The organism is Streptomyces cinnabarinus, from assembly GCF_027270315.1.
Classification (GTDB): domain Bacteria; phylum Actinomycetota; class Actinomycetes; order Streptomycetales; family Streptomycetaceae; genus Streptomyces; species Streptomyces cinnabarinus.
Window position 1 is genome coordinate 8,765,759 of sequence record NZ_CP114413.1, and the last position, 18,523, is coordinate 8,784,281.

At 71.5% G+C, this 18,523-nt stretch carries 18 protein-coding genes; 16 read left to right on the top strand and 2 right to left on the bottom strand.

Translation table 11 applies throughout. From position 1 onward, the window contains the following. Nucleotides 1–80: 80 nt before the first annotated feature. The 6 genes from STRCI_RS39545 to STRCI_RS39570 all read left to right on the top strand — a co-directional run bounded on the left by STRCI_RS39545 (nt 81) and on the right by STRCI_RS39570 (nt 5,868). Nucleotides 81–989, top strand: coding sequence for a LysR family transcriptional regulator (locus tag STRCI_RS39545; RefSeq protein WP_269663835.1), 909 nt, complete (start codon nt 81–83; stop codon nt 987–989). A 91-nt stretch (nt 990–1,080) separates the two neighbouring features. Continuing rightward, nucleotides 1,081–2,229, top strand: coding sequence for an acyl-CoA dehydrogenase family protein (locus tag STRCI_RS39550; protein WP_269663836.1), 1,149 nt, complete (start codon nt 1,081–1,083; stop codon nt 2,227–2,229). Beyond that, entirely contained in the window at nt 2,226–3,308 is a 1,083-nt protein-coding gene (locus STRCI_RS39555) for an enoyl-CoA hydratase/isomerase family protein (protein ID WP_269663837.1), read from the top strand. Before STRCI_RS39550 ends, STRCI_RS39555 begins: the two co-directional genes overlap by 4 nt. Further along, entirely contained in the window at nt 3,305–4,099 is a 795-nt protein-coding gene (locus STRCI_RS39560; RefSeq protein ID WP_269663838.1) for an enoyl-CoA hydratase, read from the top strand. The genes STRCI_RS39555 and STRCI_RS39560 overlap by 4 nt, the downstream gene beginning before the upstream one ends. Before the next feature lie 14 nt (nt 4,100–4,113). Then, nucleotides 4,114–4,899, top strand: coding sequence for an electron transfer flavoprotein subunit beta/FixA family protein (locus STRCI_RS39565; protein ID WP_269663839.1), 786 nt, complete (start codon nt 4,114–4,116; stop codon nt 4,897–4,899). Nucleotides 4,900–4,920: 21 nt separating this feature from the next. Continuing rightward, complete coding sequence (locus STRCI_RS39570) at nt 4,921–5,868, top strand: electron transfer flavoprotein subunit alpha/FixB family protein (protein ID WP_269663840.1); 948 nt, start codon at nt 4,921–4,923, stop codon at nt 5,866–5,868. A gap of 100 nt (nt 5,869–5,968) precedes the next feature. Here STRCI_RS39570 and STRCI_RS39575 read toward each other — a convergent pair whose 3' ends face one another. After that, entirely contained in the window at nt 5,969–7,657 is a 1,689-nt protein-coding gene (locus tag STRCI_RS39575) for an AMP-binding protein (RefSeq protein ID WP_269663841.1), read from the bottom strand. A gap of 94 nt (nt 7,658–7,751) precedes the next feature. On the opposite strand from STRCI_RS39575, the gene STRCI_RS39580 reads away from it, so the two are divergent. Then, the gene (locus STRCI_RS39580; protein WP_269663842.1) at nt 7,752–8,396 is read left to right on the top strand and encodes a response regulator; all 645 of its coding nucleotides are present in this window, start codon (nt 7,752–7,754) and stop codon (nt 8,394–8,396) included. Nucleotides 8,397–8,448: 52 nt separating this feature from the next. On the opposite strand, the gene STRCI_RS39585 is transcribed toward STRCI_RS39580, so the two are convergent. Then, nucleotides 8,449–9,654, bottom strand: coding sequence for a GAF domain-containing sensor histidine kinase (locus tag STRCI_RS39585; protein ID WP_269663843.1), 1,206 nt, complete (start codon nt 9,652–9,654; stop codon nt 8,449–8,451). Between the two features lie 266 nt (nt 9,655–9,920). Between STRCI_RS39585 and STRCI_RS39590 the strand changes: the two genes are divergently transcribed. The 9 genes from STRCI_RS39590 (at nt 9,921) to mftE (ending at nt 18,486) form a co-directional block, all read left to right on the top strand. Next, nucleotides 9,921–11,417 (top strand): aldehyde dehydrogenase family protein, encoded by a 1,497-nt coding sequence (locus STRCI_RS39590; protein WP_269663844.1) that lies wholly within the window; start codon nt 9,921–9,923, stop codon nt 11,415–11,417. A gap of 135 nt (nt 11,418–11,552) precedes the next feature. Continuing rightward, on the top strand, nt 11,553–12,665 hold the full coding sequence (locus STRCI_RS39595; RefSeq protein ID WP_269663845.1) for an NDMA-dependent alcohol dehydrogenase: 1,113 nt from the start codon (nt 11,553–11,555) through the stop codon (nt 12,663–12,665). A 77-nt stretch (nt 12,666–12,742) separates the two neighbouring features. After that, the gene (gene mftA / locus STRCI_RS39600) at nt 12,743–12,856 is read left to right on the top strand and encodes a mycofactocin precursor MftA (protein WP_269663846.1); all 114 of its coding nucleotides are present in this window, start codon (nt 12,743–12,745) and stop codon (nt 12,854–12,856) included. Between the two features lie 22 nt (nt 12,857–12,878). After that, nucleotides 12,879–13,175, top strand: coding sequence for a mycofactocin biosynthesis chaperone MftB (gene mftB, locus STRCI_RS39605; protein WP_269663847.1), 297 nt, complete (start codon nt 12,879–12,881; stop codon nt 13,173–13,175). Next, a complete protein-coding gene (gene mftC, locus STRCI_RS39610; RefSeq protein WP_269663848.1) occupies nt 13,172–14,362 on the top strand; it encodes a mycofactocin radical SAM maturase in 1,191 nt (396 codons plus the stop codon). The genes mftB and mftC overlap by 4 nt, the downstream gene beginning before the upstream one ends. Before the next feature lie 55 nt (nt 14,363–14,417). Then, on the top strand, nt 14,418–15,590 hold the full coding sequence (mftD, locus tag STRCI_RS39615) for a pre-mycofactocin synthase MftD (protein WP_269663849.1): 1,173 nt from the start codon (nt 14,418–14,420) through the stop codon (nt 15,588–15,590). A gap of 36 nt (nt 15,591–15,626) precedes the next feature. Beyond that, entirely contained in the window at nt 15,627–16,412 is a 786-nt protein-coding gene (locus STRCI_RS39620; protein WP_269663850.1) for a mycofactocin-coupled SDR family oxidoreductase, read from the top strand. Further along, a complete protein-coding gene (gene mftF, locus STRCI_RS39625; RefSeq protein WP_269663851.1) occupies nt 16,409–17,764 on the top strand; it encodes a mycofactocin biosynthesis glycosyltransferase MftF in 1,356 nt (451 codons plus the stop codon). The genes STRCI_RS39620 and mftF overlap by 4 nt, the downstream gene beginning before the upstream one ends. After that, nucleotides 17,761–18,486, top strand: coding sequence for a mycofactocin biosynthesis peptidyl-dipeptidase MftE (mftE, locus tag STRCI_RS39630; protein ID WP_269663852.1), 726 nt, complete (start codon nt 17,761–17,763; stop codon nt 18,484–18,486). Before mftF ends, mftE begins: the two co-directional genes overlap by 4 nt. The last annotated feature ends 37 nt before the right edge of the window (nt 18,487–18,523 follow it).

Sequence of the window (18,523 nt, forward strand, 5' to 3'; positions counted from 1 at the left end):
CCGTGGGGCTGTTGGCGTCAAAGGTCGGACCTGCACACCTGCACAGGCAAGAGGCACTTGGACACAGGTACTGTGCGGATGTGCACATCAATCAGAAGGTCAACCTCGACGACCTGCGCTATTTCCTGGCGCTGGCCCGGCATGGACGGCTGGTCGCGGCGGGTGAGCGACTCGGCGTCGAACACACCACGGTCTCCCGCCGCCTCGCCGCACTGGAGAAGGCCGTGGGCCATCGGCTCTTCGAGCGGACCCGTACGGGCTGGACGCCGACCGCGGCCGGCCGGCGACTGCTGCCGCACGCCGAACGGATCGAGGCCGAGGCGGCCCTCGCGTTCTCCGACGCGGACGACGAGACGCGCCCGGTCTCGGGTCTGGTGCGGATCGTCGCCACCGACGCGGCGGGCTCGGTGCTCGTCGCACCCGCGCTCGCTCCGCTGCACGCCCGCCATCCGGACATCGACCTCGAACTGGTTACGACCAGCGCCCTGATCAGCCACCACACCGGTCAGTTCGACGTGGCGGTCACCTTGCACCGGCCCGAGCTCCCCAGACTGCACGCGCGCCCACTCGGCGACTACGCGCTGCGGCTGTACGCGTCACCCGGCTATCTGCGACGCCGGACGCCGGTCCGCACCCCCGACGACCTCGCCGCGCACGAGATGGTCTGGTACATCGAGTCCCTGCTCGACCTGCCCGAGCTGCGGGTCTTCCACCAGGTGTCCGAGACGGCCGAGTTCGCCTTCCGCAGCAGCAATGTCTTCGCCCAGCTGGAGGCGGTCGCCGCGGGGATGGGCATCGGCCTGCTGCCCGCCTTCCTAGCCGGGGGCGACACCCGCCTCGTACCGGTGCTGGCGGCCGAGCTGGAGGTGGCGCGCACCTTCTGGATGATCGTGCCGTCCACGCTGCTCAACGTGGAGCGGGTGCGGATCGTGAGCGAGCACCTGGCGTCGTGGTTCGAGGAGCAGGCGGACGTGCTGCGCCCCCGCTGAATTCTTCCCCTCTCTATCCGGAGGTACTGGGCCCTCCGGTTCACGCGCAGCATGAGCGCATGAATGGCACACCCCTACGGACGGTGACACGATGCTGACCACCAGCCTTACCGACGACCAGCTGGCCATCGTCGAGACCACCCTGGACTTCGCCCAGGAGCACCTCGCACCCCAGGCCGAGGCATGGGACCAGCAGAAGCACTTCCCCGTGGACGTGCTGCGCAAGGGTGCCGAACTGGGTCTCGGCGGCGTGTACGTGGCGGAGGACCGGGGCGGCGCCGGCCTCACCCGCTCCGACGGCGTCCTCGTCTTCGAGGCGCTCGCCGTCGGCTGTCCCGCCGTCGCGGGCTACTTCTCCATCCACAACATGGTCGCCTGGATGATCGACCGCTTCGGGGACGACTCCCAGCGCGCCCGCTGGCTGCCCGGTCTGTGCTCCATGGACACCCTCGGCAGCTACTGCCTCACCGAGCCCGGCGCCGGTTCCGACGCCGCCGCGCTGCGCACCCGCGCCGAACGCGACGGCGACCATTACGTCCTGACCGGTGTGAAGCAGTTCATCTCAGGTGCGGGCGCCTCCGGCGTCTACCTGGTGATGGCCCGCACCGGCGACGAGGGACCCCGTGGCATCACCGCCTTCGTCGTCCAGCGCGACGACGCGGGGCTGTCGTTCGGGCCCAACGAGAAGAAGATGGGCTGGAACGCCCAGCCGACGTGCCAGGTGATCCTGGACGGCGTCCGGATCCCCGCCGACCGCAGGCTCGGCGCCGAGGGCGACGGCTTCCGTATCGCGATGCAGGGCCTCAACGGCGGCCGGCTCGGTATCGCGGCGTGCTCCCTCGGCGGTGCGCAGAGCGCCCTGGACCGCAGTCGCGGCTACCTCTCCGACCGTGAGGCCTTCGGCGTCCCGCTCATCGAGTCCTCCGCGCTCCAGTTCCGTCTCGCCGACATGGCCACCGAACTGGCCGCCGCCCGCGCACTGGTCCGGCAGGCCGCCGCCGCCCTGGACCGCGCGGATCCGCAGGCGCCGCAACTGTGCGCCATGGCCAAGCGGTTCGCCACCGACACCGGCTTCGCCGTCGCCGACCAGGCACTCCAACTCCACGGTGGCTACGGCTACTTGAGTGAGTACGGCGTCGAGAAGATAGTCCGGGACCTCCGTGTCCACCAGATCCTGGAAGGGTCCAACGAGATCATGCGCCTCATCGTCGCCCGCGGCCTCATCGGAGCCGCCCGATGACCGCCGACACCTCCGTACTGGCCGAGGTCCGCGGTCACGCCGGATACCTCGTCCTCAACCGCCCGAAGGCCCTCAACGCCCTCAGCCACCTCATGGTGCGCCGCATCGACGACGCGCTGACCGAGTGGGAGCACGATCCCCGCGTCGACACCGTGGTGATCAGCGGAGCGGGGGAGCGGGGGCTGTGCGCGGGCGGCGACATCCGCTCCATCCACGACGACGCCCGCAGCGGTGGCATGGCCTCGGCGGACTTCTGGTACGACGAGTACCGGCTCAACGCCCGTATCGCCCGCTACCGCAAGCCGTATGTGGCCCTCATGGACGGCATCGTCATGGGCGGCGGTGTCGGCGTCTCCGCGCACGGCAGCGTGCGTGTCGCCACCGAGCGCTCCCGGGTCGCGATGCCCGAGACCGGCATCGGATTCGTCCCCGACGTCGGCGGTACCCACCTGCTCTCCCGCGCGCCCGGCGAACTCGGCACCCACCTGGCGCTCACCGGCGCCCCCGTGGGAGTCGCGGACGCCCGACTCTGCGGCCTGGTCGACTACTTCGTCCCGTCGAACCTGCTGCCCGCTCTCTCGGCGGCCCTCGCCGACACCCCGGCCCACGAGGCCGTCGGACGCTACGCCGCCGAACCCCCGGACGGCGAACTGGCCGCCCAGCGCGCGTGGATCGACGAGTGCTATGCCGCCGACACGGTGGAGGAGATCATCCGCCGGCTCCTCGACACCGGTATCGCCGAGGCCAAGGAAGCCGCCGGGACGATCCTCACCAAGTCGCCGACCGCGCTCAAGGTCACCCTCGCCGCCCTGCGGTCGGCCCGCGAACTCGGGTCCCTGGAACGGGCGCTGGAGCAGGAGTACCGCATCGCGTGCACCGCGCTGTCCTCCGCGGACCTGGTGGAGGGCATCCGGGCCCAGGTCATCGACAAGGACCGTGACCCGCGCTGGTCCCCGCCCTCGCTCGCCGAGGTGACCGGCCCGGACGTGGCACGCTTCTTCGCCCCGCTCGGCCGACGCGAGCTCTCCTTCGCCCCCGACGACACCCTTCCCGTCGAAGAGATCGGAGCACCTCGATGACGGACAGCGCCACCACGACGTCGTACGAGACCATCCTCGTCGAACGCAAGGGCCGCACCGCCCTGATCACGCTCAACCGGCCGCGGGCGCTGAACGCCCTCAACCTCCAGGTCATGCACGAGATCGTGGCCGCCACCGAGGCGCTGGACCGTGACCACGAGGTGGGCTGCATCGTCCTCACCGGCTCCGACCGGGCCTTCGCCGCCGGCGCCGACATCAAGGAGATGCGTCCCCGGGACTACATGGACATGTACCTCAGCGACTGGTTCACGGCCTGGGACCGGATCGGCGGACTGCGCACACCGACCGTCGCCGCTGTCGCCGGGTACGCACTGGGCGGCGGCTGCGAACTGGCCATGCTCTGCGACATCCTGCTCGCCGCCGACACGGCCGTCTTCGGGCAGCCCGAGATCAAGCTCGGTGTGATCCCCGGCATCGGCGGATCCCAGCGCCTGACCCGGGCCGTGGGCAAGGCGAAGGCGATGGAACTGTGCCTGACCGGCCGCACGATGGATGCCGCGGAGGCCGAACGCGCCGGCCTGGTCTCCCGCGTCGTCCCGGCGGACCGACTCCTCGCCGAGGCCCTGGCCGTCGCCGAGACCGTGGCGGGGATGTCGAAGCCCGTCGCCATGATGGCCAAGGAGGCCGTCGACCGGGCCTTCGAGACCAGCCTCACCGAGGGCGTGCGTTTTGAACGCCGGCTGTTCCACGCGGTGTTCGCCACCGCCGACCAGAAGGAAGGCATGGCCGCCTTCGTGGAGAAGCGCCCCCCGACCTTCACGCACCGCTGAAAGACAGGACAACCATGAGCTTGAAGATCATTGTCACGGTGAAGCACGTGCCCGACGCCACGGGCGACCGGCACTTCACCGATGACCTGACCGTCGACCGCGACGACGTGGACGGCCTGCTCTCCGAGCTGGACGAGTACGCCGTCGAGCAGGCTCTGCGGATCGCCGAGGAAGCCGACGACGCGACGGTCACCGTCGTCACGGTCGGCCCCGAGGATGCCCGGGACGCCCTGCGCAAGGCCCTGTCGATGGGCGCCGGCCAGGCGATCCACGTCGAGGACGAGGACCTGCACGGCACCGACGCCATCGGCACCTCCCTGGTGCTGGCGAAGGCGATCGAGAAGGCCGGCTACGACCTGGTCGTCTCCGGAATGGCGTCGACGGACGGCGACATGGGCGTCGTTCCGGCCCTGCTGGCCGAGCGGCTGGGGGTGCCGCAGGTGACTCTGCTGTCCGAGATCGGTGTCGAAGACGGCGTCGTACACGGCCGGCGTGACAGTGACGCGGCCAGTGAACGGCTGGAGGCGCGGCTGCCCGCCGTCGTGTCGGTCACCGACCAGTCGGGCGAGGCGCGTTACCCCTCCTTCAAGGGCATCATGGCGGCCAAGAAGAAGCCGGTGGAGTCCTGGGACCTGTCGGATCTGGACCTCGACGCCGACGACGTCGGTGCGGAGGGCGCGTACACGGTCGTGGAGGCCGTGGCGCCGCGGCCGGCCCGTACGGCGGGGGAGATCGTCAAGGACGAGGGCGAGGGCGGCAAGCGGCTCGCCGAGTTCCTCGCGCGCCAGAAGTTCATCTGAAACACCAGGAGTTGCGTTCTCATGACCGAAGTCCTCGTCTACGTCGACCATGTGGCCGGTGCCGTCCGCAAGCCGACCCTCGAACTGCTGACCCTGGCGCGCCGCATCGGTGAGCCGGTCGCCGTCGCGCTCGGAGCGGGCGCGGCCGACACCGGCGCGGTACTGGCCGAGCACGGCGCCACCCGTGTGCTGATCCACGAGGCGTCCGAGTACGCCGACTACCTCGTGGTGCCGAAGGTGGACGCCCTCCAGGCCGCCGTCGAGGCCGTCTCCCCGGCCGCCGTGCTGGTCCCGTCCTCCGCCGAGGGCAAGGAGATCGCCGCCCGCCTGGCGCTGCGCATCGGCTCCGGCATCATCACCGACGCGGTCGATGTGGAGGAGGGTCCGGTGGTCACCCAGTCGGTGTTCGCCGCCTCATTCACCACCAAGTCCCGGGTGTCCAAAGGCATCCCGGTCATCACGGTGAAGCCCAACAGCGCGGCCGTCGAGCCCGCTCCGTCCGCCGGTGCGGTGGAGGCGCTGTCCGTGGCCTTCTCGGCCCGGGCCGCCGGCACGAGGGTCACCGCGCGCACGCCGCGTGAGTCGACCGGCCGCCCCGAGCTGACCGAGGCGGCGATCGTGGTCTCCGGCGGGCGTGGCCTGGGCGGCGACTTCGGCGCCGTGGAAGAACTCGCCGACTCCCTCGGCGCGGCCGTCGGTGCCTCGCGTGCCGCGGTGGACGCCGGCTGGTACCCGCACACCAACCAGGTCGGCCAGACCGGCAAGTCGGTCTCGCCGCAGCTGTACATCGCCAACGGCATCTCCGGCGCGATCCAGCACCGTGCCGGTATGCAGACCTCGAAGACGATCGTGGCGGTCAACAAGGACGCCGAGGCCCCGATCTTCGACCTGGTCGACTACGGCGTGGTCGGCGACCTCTTCGACGTCGTCCCACAGCTCACCGAGGAGATCAAGACCCGCAAGGGCTGAGCCGGGGCACAACCTTGTGCCCCGTAGTGCACGCACGACCGCGCCCGCGGCCCTCCTGATGCTCAGGCAGGTGCCGCGGGCGCGGTGTGTCGCTTCGGGGTCAGCCCTTGAGCTCGGGGAAGTCCGATTCCCAGTACTCGTGCGGGTTGCGCTTCGCGTCGCGCTGCTGCTCGTGCGCCCTCAGCTCCACCCGGCGGATCTTGCCGGAGATGGTCTTCGGCAGGTCGGCGAACTCGATGCGGCGGACGCGCTTGTAGGCGCTGAGCCGGTCGCGGGTGAACCGCAGGATGTCCCGGGCGAGTTCGGGGCCCGGCTGGTGGTCCTCGGTGAGGATCACGAACGCCTTGGGCACGGCGAGCCGTACCGGGTCCGGCGAGGGCACGACGGCGGCCTCGGCGACCGCGGGATGCTCGATCAGCACACTCTCCAGCTCGAACGGGGAGATCCGGTAGTCGCTGGCCTTGAACACGTCGTCGGCGCGGCCCACGTACGTGATGTAGCCGTCGGCGTCCTGCGAGGCGACGTCCCCGGTCCGGTAGAAGCCGCCGCGCATGGCCTCGGCGGTGCGCTCCTCGTCGTCACGGTAACCGCGCATCAGGCCGGCCGGGCGACGGGCCAGGTCGAGGCCGATCTCACCCTCCGCGGCCGGGTTGCCCTCCGGGTCGAGGAGGGCGACGTGGTAGCCGGGCAGCGGCCGGCCCATCGACCCGGGCTTGAGCGGCTGGCCGGGGGTGTTGCCGACCTGGGCGGTGGTCTCGGTCTGCCCGAAGCCGTCGCGGATGGTGAGCCCCCAAGCCTTGTGGACCTGGTCGATGACCTCGGGGTTGAGCGGCTCCCCGGCGCCGACCAGCTCGCGCAGCTTGACGTCGTACCGCTCCAGGTCCGCCTGGATGAGCATGCGCCACACCGTGGGCGGGGCGCACATGGTGGTGACCTCACAGCGGGCCAGCACGTCCAGCAGCTGGGTGGCGTCGAATCGGCCGTAGTTGAACACCAGCACGGTCGCCTCGGCGTTCCAGGGCGCGAACAGGTTGCTCCAGGCGTGCTTCGCCCAGCCGGGGGAGGAGATGTTGAGGTGCACGTCGCCGGGCTGGAGGCCGATCCAGTACATGGTCGACAGATGCCCGATCGGATACGAGGTGTGGGTGTGCTCCACCAGCTTCGGCTTGGAGGTCGTACCCGAGGTGAAGTACAGCAGCATGGGGTCGTCCGCAGGGGTCTCGCCGTCCGGCGTGAAGCGGTCGGAGGCCGAGTCGACCGCCGCGTACGGCTGCCAGCCCTCCGGCGCGTCCGCCCCCACGGCGATCCGCAGATCGGCCCCCGGCAGCCCGGCGAAACGCTCCGTGACGTCCGTCGCGGCGATCACGGCACGCACCTGGCCACGGTCCAGCCGGTCGGCCAGGTCGTCGGGACTGAGCAGCAAAGTGGCGGGGATGACCACGACGCCCAGCTTGATCGCGCCCAGCATCACCTCCCACAATTCGGGGACGTTGCCCAGGATGACGAGCATCCGGTCCCCGCGCCGCAGCCCGAGGGACTTGAGGTGGTTGGCCACCTGGTTCGAGCGGGCGGACAGTTCGGCGAACGTACGCGTCTGCTCGCTACCGTCCTCCTCGACCACCCACAGCGCGCGCCGGTCGTTGCCCTCGGCGATGCGGTCGAAGTAGTCCAGGGCCCAGTTGAACGTGGTGGGCCGCGGCCACTCGAACTCACGGCGCGCGGCGTCATAGTCGGCCCGGTGGCGCAGCAGCACCTCGCGGGCGGAAAGGAAGTCATCGACCGAGGCCATGGCCCATCTCCTTGATGTTTCGATACCGTCACCCCGATATTTCATCCCCCTGGCCGGTTCCGGTTCCTCCAGGTGGAGAGGAGAGTTCACCAACGTGGTTCATACTTCCGCAGGACACACGGTGCGGCTGCTCATCGTCGATGACCATCCGGTCGTCTGCGACGGCGTCCGCTCGCTGGTCCGTGACGCCCCTGACCTGGAGGTCGTCGGCTCGGCCCGGACCGCTCGGGAGGGGATCGAGCTGGCCTCGACGCTGCGCCCGGATGTCGTCCTGCTCGACCTCAGGCTCCCGGACATGCTGGGCAGCGAGGCGCTTCCGCGCGTGCTGGCGGTGTCACCGGCCACCCGGGTCGTGATCTTCACGGCGTTCGAGGACCACGCGGCGCTGGACGCGGCCATGTCGGCCGGCGCGCAGGGCTGTCTGCTGAAGGACGTCACCCACACCGACCTCGTGGAACAGCTGCGCCGTATCGCGGCGGGGGTGCGCGTGATCGACCCGCGCCTGCAGGAGTCCGGCGGGGCGATGCTCCAGGCGCGTCTGTTCCAGTTGTCGCTGAGCCGGCGCGAGTACGAGGTCGTCCGCCTCGCCGCCACCGGCAAGACCAACCCGGAGATCGCCGCGGATCTCGGCCTGGCCCGCAACACCGTCAAGACCTACCTCCAGACGGCCATGCAGAAGCTGGGCGCCCGCAACCGCGTGGAGGCGGTACGGCGGGCCCGGGAGGAGCATCTGCTCTGACCGGCGCCGGGCCGCTCGGCGGAACTGGCCGCGCCGGGACGGAAGCGGGCCGTCAGGAAGCGGCCGGGCGCGGGAGCGGGACTTCGCAGCGCAATGTCGTGCCGTCCTCCTCCTGCACCAGCCGCAGTGAGCCGCCCAGCCGCTCCACCCGGGTACGCAGGGCGGGCAGCCCCGCGCCGGTACCCACCGCCCCGGCACTGTCCCCGGCGTGATCCTTCCCGGTGTCGTCCGCCGCGTCCGGGCAGCCCACGCCGTCGTCCATGACCACGACGCTCAGCCGGTCCTCGCAGGCGGCGAGGGTGACCACCACGGACCGGGCCCGCGCGTGCTTCTCCACGTTGAGCAGTGCCTCGTCCACCGCACGGACCAGCACCGCCCGGCGCTCGGGGTCCAGCTCCGGCGTACGCCCCACCGGCACGAAGCTCGCGAGGACGCCGGTACGGAGCTGGAAGCTGTGCACGGACTCCGCGACATCGGCCGCCAGGCGGCCCGGATCGCTCTCGCCGCGCGCGTCGCGCAGCCGGGAGACCGAATCGCGCAGGGTGCTGCCGGCCAGCGACAGCTGGTGCTCGATCAGGGCGAGCCGCTGTGCCACGTACGGGGTCTCGCGCGCCTCGGTCTGCAACTGGCGCAGGGACGAGCCGATGCCGAACAGCATCGCGCCCACGCTGTCGTGCAGGGACTCGGCGATGCGCCGCCGCTCCGCGGCCACGGAGCTGTCCGCGAGGGTGGCGGCGCCGTCGGCCACGTCCACGGCGAGCGTGGCCAGCCGGGAGAGCCGACCCAGAGCGTCGACCGTCCGGTCGCTGATCTCCGTGGCGTTGCGCTGGGCGCCGTAGATCACGCCGCGTGCGCTGCCGCTGCCGATGGGCAGGCCGACCATGCCCGTGACGCGTTCCCGGCTGACCTGGGAGTCGAAGTCGTGGGTGATCCGGTCGGAGCGGCAGTAGTCGCCCACGACCACCGGGCGCCCGACCGCGGCCACCCGGCCTCCCACGCCGAGACCCAGCGGTATCGGCAGGTCGTGGAGAGCGTCGAACTGCGTGCCCGCCCAGATGCGCAGCACCAGATCGCGGTTCTCCACGATCCCCGCGAGGGCGATGTCGAAGCCGTGTTCATGGCGAATACGGTCGGCGACGGCCCGCAGCACGGCGTGCGTGTCGAGGAGGCTGAGCCGCTGCTCACGCTCCGTGTCCAGGCGGAAGAGCAGATCCAGGCCCTCCAGGACCTCCTGCTCGCGCTCGCTGTGACCGCTCATGGGGGAGCCCCTTCTCGCATCGGCATCGTACGCGCGGACCCGACGCGGCAGCCAGAGGCGCCCCACGACGGCTGTGCGGCCACCTTCGCGTGGCGCGCGTCACACAGCCACCTCCATACGGAGAGGGCGCCTGGGCCGACGGACTCGGCGCGCGGCGGTGTCTCGGATTGCGACAGTTACGGCCGGGTGAACGGATGGATATTCCCTGTCACCCCCGTGTGACAGCCGACACAACGGGGCCTCCTCAGATCTTTCCGGAGACTCACGTGACAGACCTTTCCCGTCCCGCCCTGCTGAAGTCGGTACACGATTTCGTGTCGACCGAGCGGAAGCTGCTCATCGGCGGTGAGTGGGTGCCCGCGCTCAGCGGTGAGACCTTCACGACCTACGACCCCGCGACCGGCGCGCGGATCACGGATGTGGCCCGGGGCGGCGCGGCAGACGTCGATCGTGCGGTGGCCGCCGCCCGCACGGCCTTCGAGGAAGGCCCCTGGCCGCGTCTGACGCCGTCCCAGCGGCAGCGGCTGATCTGGCGGATCGGCGACGCTCTGCTGGACCGGGCCGAGGAGTTCGCCCAGTTGGAGGCGCTGGACAACGGCAAGTCGGTCGCCGTGGCGCAGGGCGTGGACGTGGCCTGGGCGGCCGACCTGTTCCACTACTACGCGGGCTGGGCGACCAAGATCGAGGGCCGCACCGTTCCCGTGTCGGTCCCCTGGGTGCCGGGCGGTCAGTTCCACGCGTACACGCTGCGCGAGCCGGTGGGTGTGTGCGGCCAGATCATTCCGTGGAACTTCCCGCTGCTGATGGCCGCGTTCAAGATCCCGGCCGCGCTCGCGGCCGGCAACACCGTGGTCCTCAAGCCCGCCGAGCAGACCCCGCTCACCGCGCTGCTGCTCGGTGAGGTCATCAACGAGATCCTGCCGCCCGGGGTCGTCAACATCGTCACCGGCTTCGGTGACGCGGGAGCGGCCATCTCCGCTCACGAGGGCGTCGACAAGGTGGCGTTCACCGGCTCCACCGAGGTCGGCAAGAAGATCGTCGCGGCGGCGGGCGGGAATCTGAAGAAGGTCTCGCTCGAACTGGGCGGCAAGAGCCCGCAGATCGTCTACGCGGACGCCGACCTGGACCTGGCCGTGCCCGGCACCGCCAACGCCTGGCTGTTCAACCACGGCCAGTGCTGCGTGGCCGGCACCCGCCTGTACGTCGAGGACTCGATCTTCGCCGAGTTCACCCGCAGGGTCGCGGACTTCGCCTCCCAGGTGAAGATCGGCCCCGGCCTCGACCCGGCCACCCAGCTCGGCCCGCTGGTCTCCCAGGAGCAGCTGGACCGTGTCACCGGCTTCATCCGTCAGGGCCTGGCCGACGGTGCCCGCGCCCTGACCGGCGGCAACCAGGTCGGTGACCAGGGCTACTACGTCGAGCCGACGGTGCTGGTCGACGTCAAGCCCGACATGAGTGTCGTCCGGGAGGAGATCTTCGGACCCGTCGTGGTCGCCGCGCCCTTCTCCGCGGACCGCGGCGCGATCCCCGAGGCCAATGACTCTCCCTACGGTCTCGCCGCCGGTGTGTGGACCCAGGACGTCTCCAAGGCCCACCGCATCGCGCGTGAACTCGAGGCCGGGACCGTCTGGGTCAACTGCTACAACGCCTTCGACACCGCCCTGCCCTTCGGTGGCTACAAGCAGTCCGGCTGGGGGCGCGAGCTCGGCGCGGCCGCGCTTGAGCAGTACACGCAGACCAAGGCCGTCAACATCCAGCTGTAGCCGCGGTCCTGCGCATGCGCCGGGCGCGCACCGGTGCCGCACACCGCGCCCGGCTCCCCGCACCCCAGCCTTTCGGCACCTCCGTCCGCCCCTTCCCAAGCCCCCCGTTCCGCCTGAGCAAGAAGGAAGAGCCGCATGAAGACCCGAGCCGCAGTCCTCACCGAGATCGGTAAGCCCTTCGAGTTGGTCGAGCTGGACCTGGACGAGCCCACCACCGGCGAGGTGCTCATCCGCTACGTCGCCGCCGGCCTGTGCCACTCCGACCTGCACCTGAGCGACGGCGACCTGCCGCCGAGGTTCCCCATCGTCGGCGGCCACGAGGGCGCGGGCGTCATCGAGCGCGTGGGCCCCGGTGTCACCAAGGTCAAGCCCGGCGACCACGTCGTGTGCAGCTTCATCCCCAACTGCGGCCACTGCCGCTACTGTTCCACCGGCCGCCAGAACCTGTGCGACATGGGCGCCACCATTCTGGAAGGCAGCATGCCCGACGGCACCTTCCGCTTCCACCGGGACGGCGCCGACTACGGCGCGATGTGCATGCTCGGCACCTTCTCCCAGTACGGCGTGATCTCCGAGCACTCCGTCGTCAAGGTCGACCCGAGCCTGCCGCTGGAGACCGCCGTGCTCGTCGGCTGCGGCGTGCCGACCGGCTGGGGCACGGCGACCAACGCCGGCGGCGTCCGCCCCGGCGACACCGTGGTGATCTACGGAGTCGGTGGCCTCGGTATCAACACGGTTCAGGCGGCGGCGGTCTCGGGTGCCACCCACATCGTGGCCGTCGACCCGGTCGCCTTCAAGCGGGACACCGCGCGCCAACTCGGTGCCACCCACGCCGTGGCGACCGCCGAGCAGGCCAAGGGGCTGGTCGACGAGCTGACCCTGGGCCAGGGAGCCGACCAGGCCCTGATCCTGGTAGGCACGGTCACCGAGGAAGTCGTCTCGGCCGCCTTCGACGTCGTCGGCAAGGGCGGCACGGTCGTGGTCACCGGCCTCGCCGACCCGGCCAAGCTCACCGTCCATGTGTCCGGCGCGATCCTCACGCTCTGGGAGAAGACCATCAAGGGCACGCTCTTCGGCAGCGGCAACCCGCAGTACGACATCAAGAAGCTGCTCGGTCTCTACCAGAAGGGCCAGCTCAAGCTCGACGAGCTGGTGACCAGGCGGTACACGCTCGACGAGGTCAACCAGGGCTACCAGGACCTCGTCGACGGCAAGAACATCCGCGGCGTGCTGGTCCACGAGCACTGACGCACCGCGCAGTGCGGGGCGCCGCCACCCGCCCGGCGGCGCCCCCGTCCACCCCATCGAGAACGAGGAGCACAACCATGCCCGAGAACCCGCAGCACAACGAGGACGACGCGGAGTTCACCGACACCACGGTCCAGCAGGACCTGCTCGTCGAGGACGTGTCCATCGACGGCATGTGCGGCGTCTACTGACGCTCCGTCAAGGAGGATCGCCATGTTCGACCCGGACCGGCCCTACCGGTGCTCACCCAGTGTCGCGCTGCGCCCGGAACCGTTCGGCGCGCTGGCCTACCACTTCGGCACCAGAAGGCTCACGTTCCTCAAGTCGCCGGTCCTGGTCGACCTGGTGACCACACTGGGCGAACACCCCGACGTCCGTGCCGCGCTGGCGGCGTTCCCCATACCTCCCGACCGGCACGGCGCCTACCTCGCCGCGCTGGCCGGGCTCGCCGACGCGGGCACCATCGAGCCCGCCGACCACCACGCGCACAGCGTCGGAGCCGCACCATGAAACTCACCGAACACTTCAAGCACGGCCTGACCTCGCCGATCTGCCTGACCTGGGAACTGACCTACGCCTGCAACCTCGCCTGTGTCCACTGCCTGTCCTCCTCCGGCCGACGGGACCCACGCGAGCTGGACACCGCCGAATGCCGCTCGGTCATCGACGAGTTGCAGCGGATGCAGGTGTTCTACGTGAACATCGGCGGCGGCGAACCCACCGTACGGCCCGACTTCTTCGAGCTGGTGGACTACGCGGTGGACCACCGGGTGGGAGTGAAGTTCTCCACCAACGGCGTGCGCATCGACCGGGACCGGGCCCGGCGGCTCGCCGGCTCGGACTACGTGGACGTACAGATCTCCCTGGACGGAGCGACCGCCGAGGTCAACGACGCGGTCCGCGGACCCGGCTCGTACACCACCGCACTGCGCGCCATGGACCACCTCGCCCAGGCCGGCTTCGGCGAGTTCAAGATCAGTGTGGTGATGACCCGTCACAACATCGCACAGCTCGACGAGTTCGCCGCTCTCGCCGACCACTACGGCGCCCAGTTGCGCCTCACCCGGATGCGCCCGTCCGGCCGCGGCGCGGACACCTGGGACACTCTGCACCCCCGGCCCGACGACCAGCTCAGGCTGTACGAATGGCTGGTGGCCCATGGCGAGAAGGTGCTCACCGGAGACTCCTTCTTCCACCTCAACGCGCTCGGTGAGACCCCGCTGCCGGGTCTGAACCTGTGCGGGGCCGGCCGGGTCGTGTGCCTCATCGACCCGATCGGCGACGTGTACGCCTGCCCGTTCGCGATCCACGAGCAGTTCCTGGCGGGCAACGTGCGCACGGCGGGCTTCGGCGCGGTGTGGCGCGAGTCGGAGATGTTCGCGTCACTGCGCACCCCCGGCAGCGGGGGAACGTGCTCGTCCTGTGCGGCGTACGACGCCTGCCAGGGCGGCTGCATGGCGGCCAAGTTCTTCACCGGCCTGCCGCTGGACGGGCCCGATCCCGAGTGCGTCAAGGGTCACGGCGCCACGGCCCTCGCCACCGCCGACCGGTCCGCGGCGCCACGCCCTGCCGGCGATCACTCGCACAAGGGCCCGGTCCGCGGCCGGCCGGTGGCACTGGGACTGCCGACGCTGCGCACCGGCCCCGTGGACCGCTACTGCGACGAGAACCCGCTGGCCGGAACCGGGCCGCGGTGAACGGCCGGACCGGAACACGACGACTCCCCGGCTCCGGGAAAGGACGACTACACGCATGAGCAGATGGTTCGAAACGGTCGAGGAGGCCCGTCGCCGGGCCCGGCGACGGCTGCCGAAGTCGGTCTACAGCGCCCTGCTGGCCGGCTCCGAACGGGGCGTCTCCTATCGGGACAACACGGAGGCGTTCGCGGAGCTGGGCTTCGCGCCGCACGTCGCGGGCCTGTCGGCCAAGCGGGAGACGGCGACCAGGATCATGGGCCAGGACATAGCCCTGCCCGTCATCATCTCGCCCACCGGTGTCCAGGCGGTCCATCCCGAGGGCGAGGTCGCTGTCGCCCGCGCCGCGGCCGCCCGGGGCACGGCGGTCGGCTTGAGCTCCTTCGCCAGCAGGACGCTCCAGGACGTCGCCGCCGCCAACCCGCAGGTGTTCTTCCAGCTGTACTGGATGGGGGACCGCGACGCGATCCTGCGGCGCGTGGCACACGCCCGGGCGGGCGGCGCCAAGGGCCTGATCCTCACCCTCGACTGGTCGTTCTCGCACGGCCGCGACTGGGGCAGCCCGAAGATCCCCGAGCGACTGGATCTCAAGGCCATGCTGCGCTTCGCCCCCGAGGGCATGGCCCGGCCGGGCTGGCTCCTCGACTTCGCGAAGCAGCTGCGCCTGCCCGACCTGACGGCCCCCAACCTCGCGGAAGCCGGTCAGCCGGCGCCGACGTTCTTCGGGGCGTACGGCACCTGGATGGGCACACCACCCCCGTCCTGGGACGACGTCGCCTGGCTGCGCGAGCAGTGGGACGGGCCCTTCATGCTCAAGGGCGTCTGCCGGGTCGACGACGCCCGTCGCGCGGTCGACGCGGGCGTCACCGCGATCTCCGTGTCCAACCACGGCGGCAACAACCTCGACACCACCCCGGCGCCGATCCGGGTGCTGCCCGCGATCGCCGACACGGTGGGCCACCAGGTGGAGGTCCTCCTCGACGGCGGCATCCGCCGCGGCAGCGACGTGGTCAAGGCCCTCGCACTCGGCGCGCGGGCCGTGATGATCGGCCGCGCGTACCTGTGGGGCCTGGCCGCCGGTGGCCAAGCGGGCGTGGAGAACGTCCTCGACGTGCTGCGCGGCGGGATCGACTCCGCGCTGCTCGGCCTTGGCCGGTCCTCCGTCCACGAACTGACCGCCGATGACGTGATGATCCCGCCCGGCTTCCTTCGACCGTCGGGTTCGGCCTGACATGGCCCGGCCGGGCACGAACGGTGAGGGCGTCCGATGAGCGGCCGGGTCGCCCTGGTCACCGGCGCCGCACGCGGCATCGGCGCCGCCGTGGTCGGTCGGCTCGCCGCCGACGGCTGGCAGGTGGTCGCCGTGGACGTGTGCGGCGACCTGCCCGGGCTGCGCTATCCACTCGCCCGCCGGGAGGAACTCCTCGCGGTCGCGGCCGCCTGGCCCGGATCGGTACTCCCCCTGACGGCGGACGTCCGCGAACCTGAGGCGATGGCGCGAGCGGTCGAAATGGCCCGCCACGAGTTCGGCGGGCTGGACGCCGCCGTCGCCGGCGCGGCGGTGATGGCGGGCGGAGCGCCCCTGTGGGAGATGCCCGAGGACGAGTGGGACACGCTCTTCGACGTCGGTGTGCGGGGCGTGCTCCATCTCGCCCGCGCCGCCGTACCCGAACTCCTGGGCAGGCCGCAGCCCCGGTCCGGCCGCTTCGTGGCGATTGCCTCGGCGGCCGCGCACCGGGGCCTGTGGCATCTGGCCGGCTACAACGCGGTCAAGCACGCCGTGGTCGGCCTGATCCGCGGCCTGGCCTGTGACCTGCGCGGAACCGGGGTCACGGCCGCCGCGGTGTCGCCGGGCGCCACCCGTACCAGCATGCTGCGGGCGACCGCCGACCTCTACGGACTGGACGACCCGGACACCCTCGCCCGCCACCAGCTGACGGAACGTCTGCTGGAACCCGAGGAGGTGGCGGACGCCGTGGCCTGGCTGTGCGGCCCGCACTCGTCGGCGATCACGGGAACCGTGCTGCACGCGGACGGAGGCTTCACCGCATGAGGCTCACCCCGGACACCACACTGCGCGCGCTCGACGCGGGCCGGGTGCTGATCGGCGGTTCACCGCTACGGGTCCTACGGCTCACCCCGGACGGCGCCCGCCTCGTCGAACGGTGGCTCGCGGGGGAGCCGGTCGCCGCCGCACCGGCTCACCGCGCCCTGGCCCGGCGCCTCGTCACAGCGGGCCTGGCACACCCGCGTCACCGCACGGCCCGCTGGGGCCCTCAGGACGTCACCGTCGTGATCCCCGTCCGCGACCCTGAGGACAGCCTCCTGCACGACCTGCGCGCCGCCCTGCGGGATCTGCACCGCGTCCTCGTCGTCGACGACGGCTCCACCACCCCGGTACCCGGCGCGTCGGCCCGGCACCCCGTGTCACGCGGACCGGGCGCCGCGCGCAACACCGGCGCACGCGCGGTCACGACCCCGCTCATCGCCTTCCTCGACTCCGACGTCGTACCCGGACCCGGATGGCTGGCACCTCTGCTGGCGCACTTCACGGACCCCGAGGTGGCGGCGGTGGCACCACGCGTCCGCAGCGCCCCGGGCCGCACGGCACTGACCCGCTACGAGGTCGCCCGGTCCCCACTGGACCTCGGCCGCGAACCCGCCGAGGTGCGCCCTGGAACCCGCGTCGGCCATCTGCCCACCGCTGCCCTCCTCGTGCGTACCGACGCCCTGCGCGAGCTGAACGGGTTCGACGAGACACTGCGCTTCGGCGAGGACGTCGACCTGGTCTGGCGGCTGCTCGCGGCAGGCCGCCGGGTCCGGTACGAACCCGCGGCCGAAGTCCTGCACCGTCCGCGCGCCACCTGGCCGGACCTGCTGCGCCAGCGCTACGGCTACGGCAGCTCGGCCGCCCCCTTGGCCCGACGGCACGGCCCGGCTGTCGCCCCCGCGCGCCTGTCCCCATGGGCGGCCGCGGCCTGGACCGCCGCGCTCACCGGGCATCCGTACCTCGCCCTGGCGCTCGCCTCGGGGACGACGACGCTGCTGCCACGGAAGCTGGCCCCGGCGGCGGTTCCGGCCGGCACATCGCTACGGCTCGCGCTCCGCGGCCACCTCGGTGTGGCCCGCATGCTCGGCTCGGCGGCCCTGCGCACCTGGTGGCCGGTCGCGTTGCCCGCCCTGGCGGCCGGCCGCGCGGGCCGTATCGCCCTCGGCGCGATGGTCCTCTCCCAGCTGCGCGACCGCCCGCGCGACGTCAACCCGCTGCTGTGGTGCGCCGCGGCACTCGCCGATGACCTGGCCTACGGCGCGGGTGTATGGCGCGGCGCACTGCGCGAACGTACGGCCGTCCCCCTGCTGCCCGACTTCACCGACCTGCGCCCCGAACGCGGAGCACACCGATGACGAACGCGCCTTCGCCCAGGAGGCTGGCGGACCTGACCTGGCCCGAGCTGGCCGACATCGCCCCGCGCTCCGTCCTCGTCGTCCCGCTCGGAGCAACCGAACAGCACGGCCCGCACCTGCCGTTCACCGTGGACACCGAGGTGGCGGTCGTCCTGAGCGAACGCCTCGCCGCCGCACGGCCGTCCGCGGTGCTCGCACCCCCCGTGCCCTACGGATCGAGCGGCGAGCACGCGGCGTTCCCGGGCACCCTCTCCATCGGGCGGCGCGCCCTGGAGCTGCTGCTGGTGGAACTGGTGCGCTCCGCCGACGCCTTCGCGGGAGTGCTGCTGGTCTGCGGGCACGGCGGCAACGCCGTTCCCCTGCGCCGCGCGGTCGAGGTACTGCGCGCGGAAGACCGGCGGGCCCACGCCTGGCTCCCGTCCGGCCCCGCCGACGACAGCCACGCGGGACGAGCGGAGACCTCGGCGATGCTCGCACTGCGCCCGGCCGCGGTACGTCGCCGAGCGGCCCGGCGCGGCACGACAGCCCCGCTGAACGAACTCCTGCCCTTGCTGATCACTGGCGGAGTGGCCGCCGTCAGCTCCAACGGCGTCCTCGGCGACCCATGCGACGCGACCGCCCACCTCGGGCGGTCCGTCCTGGATGACTGGTCGAGCGACCTGATCCGTTGCTTCGACGACCGGTTCGGGACCGTCAACTCCGGTCGTACATTTCACCCTTGACGTCAATTGCAGCGCTGGTGTTGAGTCGCAGCGAGAG

Coding starts and splice junctions, on each gene's coding strand:
- STRCI_RS39555 (WP_269663837.1), top strand. CDS start 2,226: ATGACCGCCGACACCTCCGTACTGGCCGAGGTCCGCGGTCACGCCGGA.
- STRCI_RS39620 (WP_269663850.1), top strand. CDS start 15,627: ATGAGCGGCCGGGTCGCCCTGGTCACCGGCGCCGCACGCGGCATCGGC.
- mftA (WP_269663846.1), top strand. CDS start 12,743: ATGCCCGAGAACCCGCAGCACAACGAGGACGACGCGGAGTTCACCGAC.
- mftF (WP_269663851.1), top strand. CDS start 16,409: ATGAGGCTCACCCCGGACACCACACTGCGCGCGCTCGACGCGGGCCGG.
- STRCI_RS39565 (WP_269663839.1), top strand. CDS start 4,114: ATGAGCTTGAAGATCATTGTCACGGTGAAGCACGTGCCCGACGCCACG.
- mftD (WP_269663849.1), top strand. CDS start 14,418: ATGAGCAGATGGTTCGAAACGGTCGAGGAGGCCCGTCGCCGGGCCCGG.
- mftB (WP_269663847.1), top strand. CDS start 12,879: ATGTTCGACCCGGACCGGCCCTACCGGTGCTCACCCAGTGTCGCGCTG.
- STRCI_RS39575 (WP_269663841.1), bottom strand. CDS start 7,657: ATGGCCTCGGTCGATGACTTCCTTTCCGCCCGCGAGGTGCTGCTGCGC.
- mftC (WP_269663848.1), top strand. CDS start 13,172: ATGAAACTCACCGAACACTTCAAGCACGGCCTGACCTCGCCGATCTGC.
- STRCI_RS39595 (WP_269663845.1), top strand. CDS start 11,553: ATGAAGACCCGAGCCGCAGTCCTCACCGAGATCGGTAAGCCCTTCGAG.
- mftE (WP_269663852.1), top strand. CDS start 17,761: ATGACGAACGCGCCTTCGCCCAGGAGGCTGGCGGACCTGACCTGGCCC.
- STRCI_RS39570 (WP_269663840.1), top strand. CDS start 4,921: ATGACCGAAGTCCTCGTCTACGTCGACCATGTGGCCGGTGCCGTCCGC.
- STRCI_RS39560 (WP_269663838.1), top strand. CDS start 3,305: ATGACGGACAGCGCCACCACGACGTCGTACGAGACCATCCTCGTCGAA.
- STRCI_RS39585 (WP_269663843.1), bottom strand. CDS start 9,654: ATGAGCGGTCACAGCGAGCGCGAGCAGGAGGTCCTGGAGGGCCTGGAT.
- STRCI_RS39550 (WP_269663836.1), top strand. CDS start 1,081: ATGCTGACCACCAGCCTTACCGACGACCAGCTGGCCATCGTCGAGACC.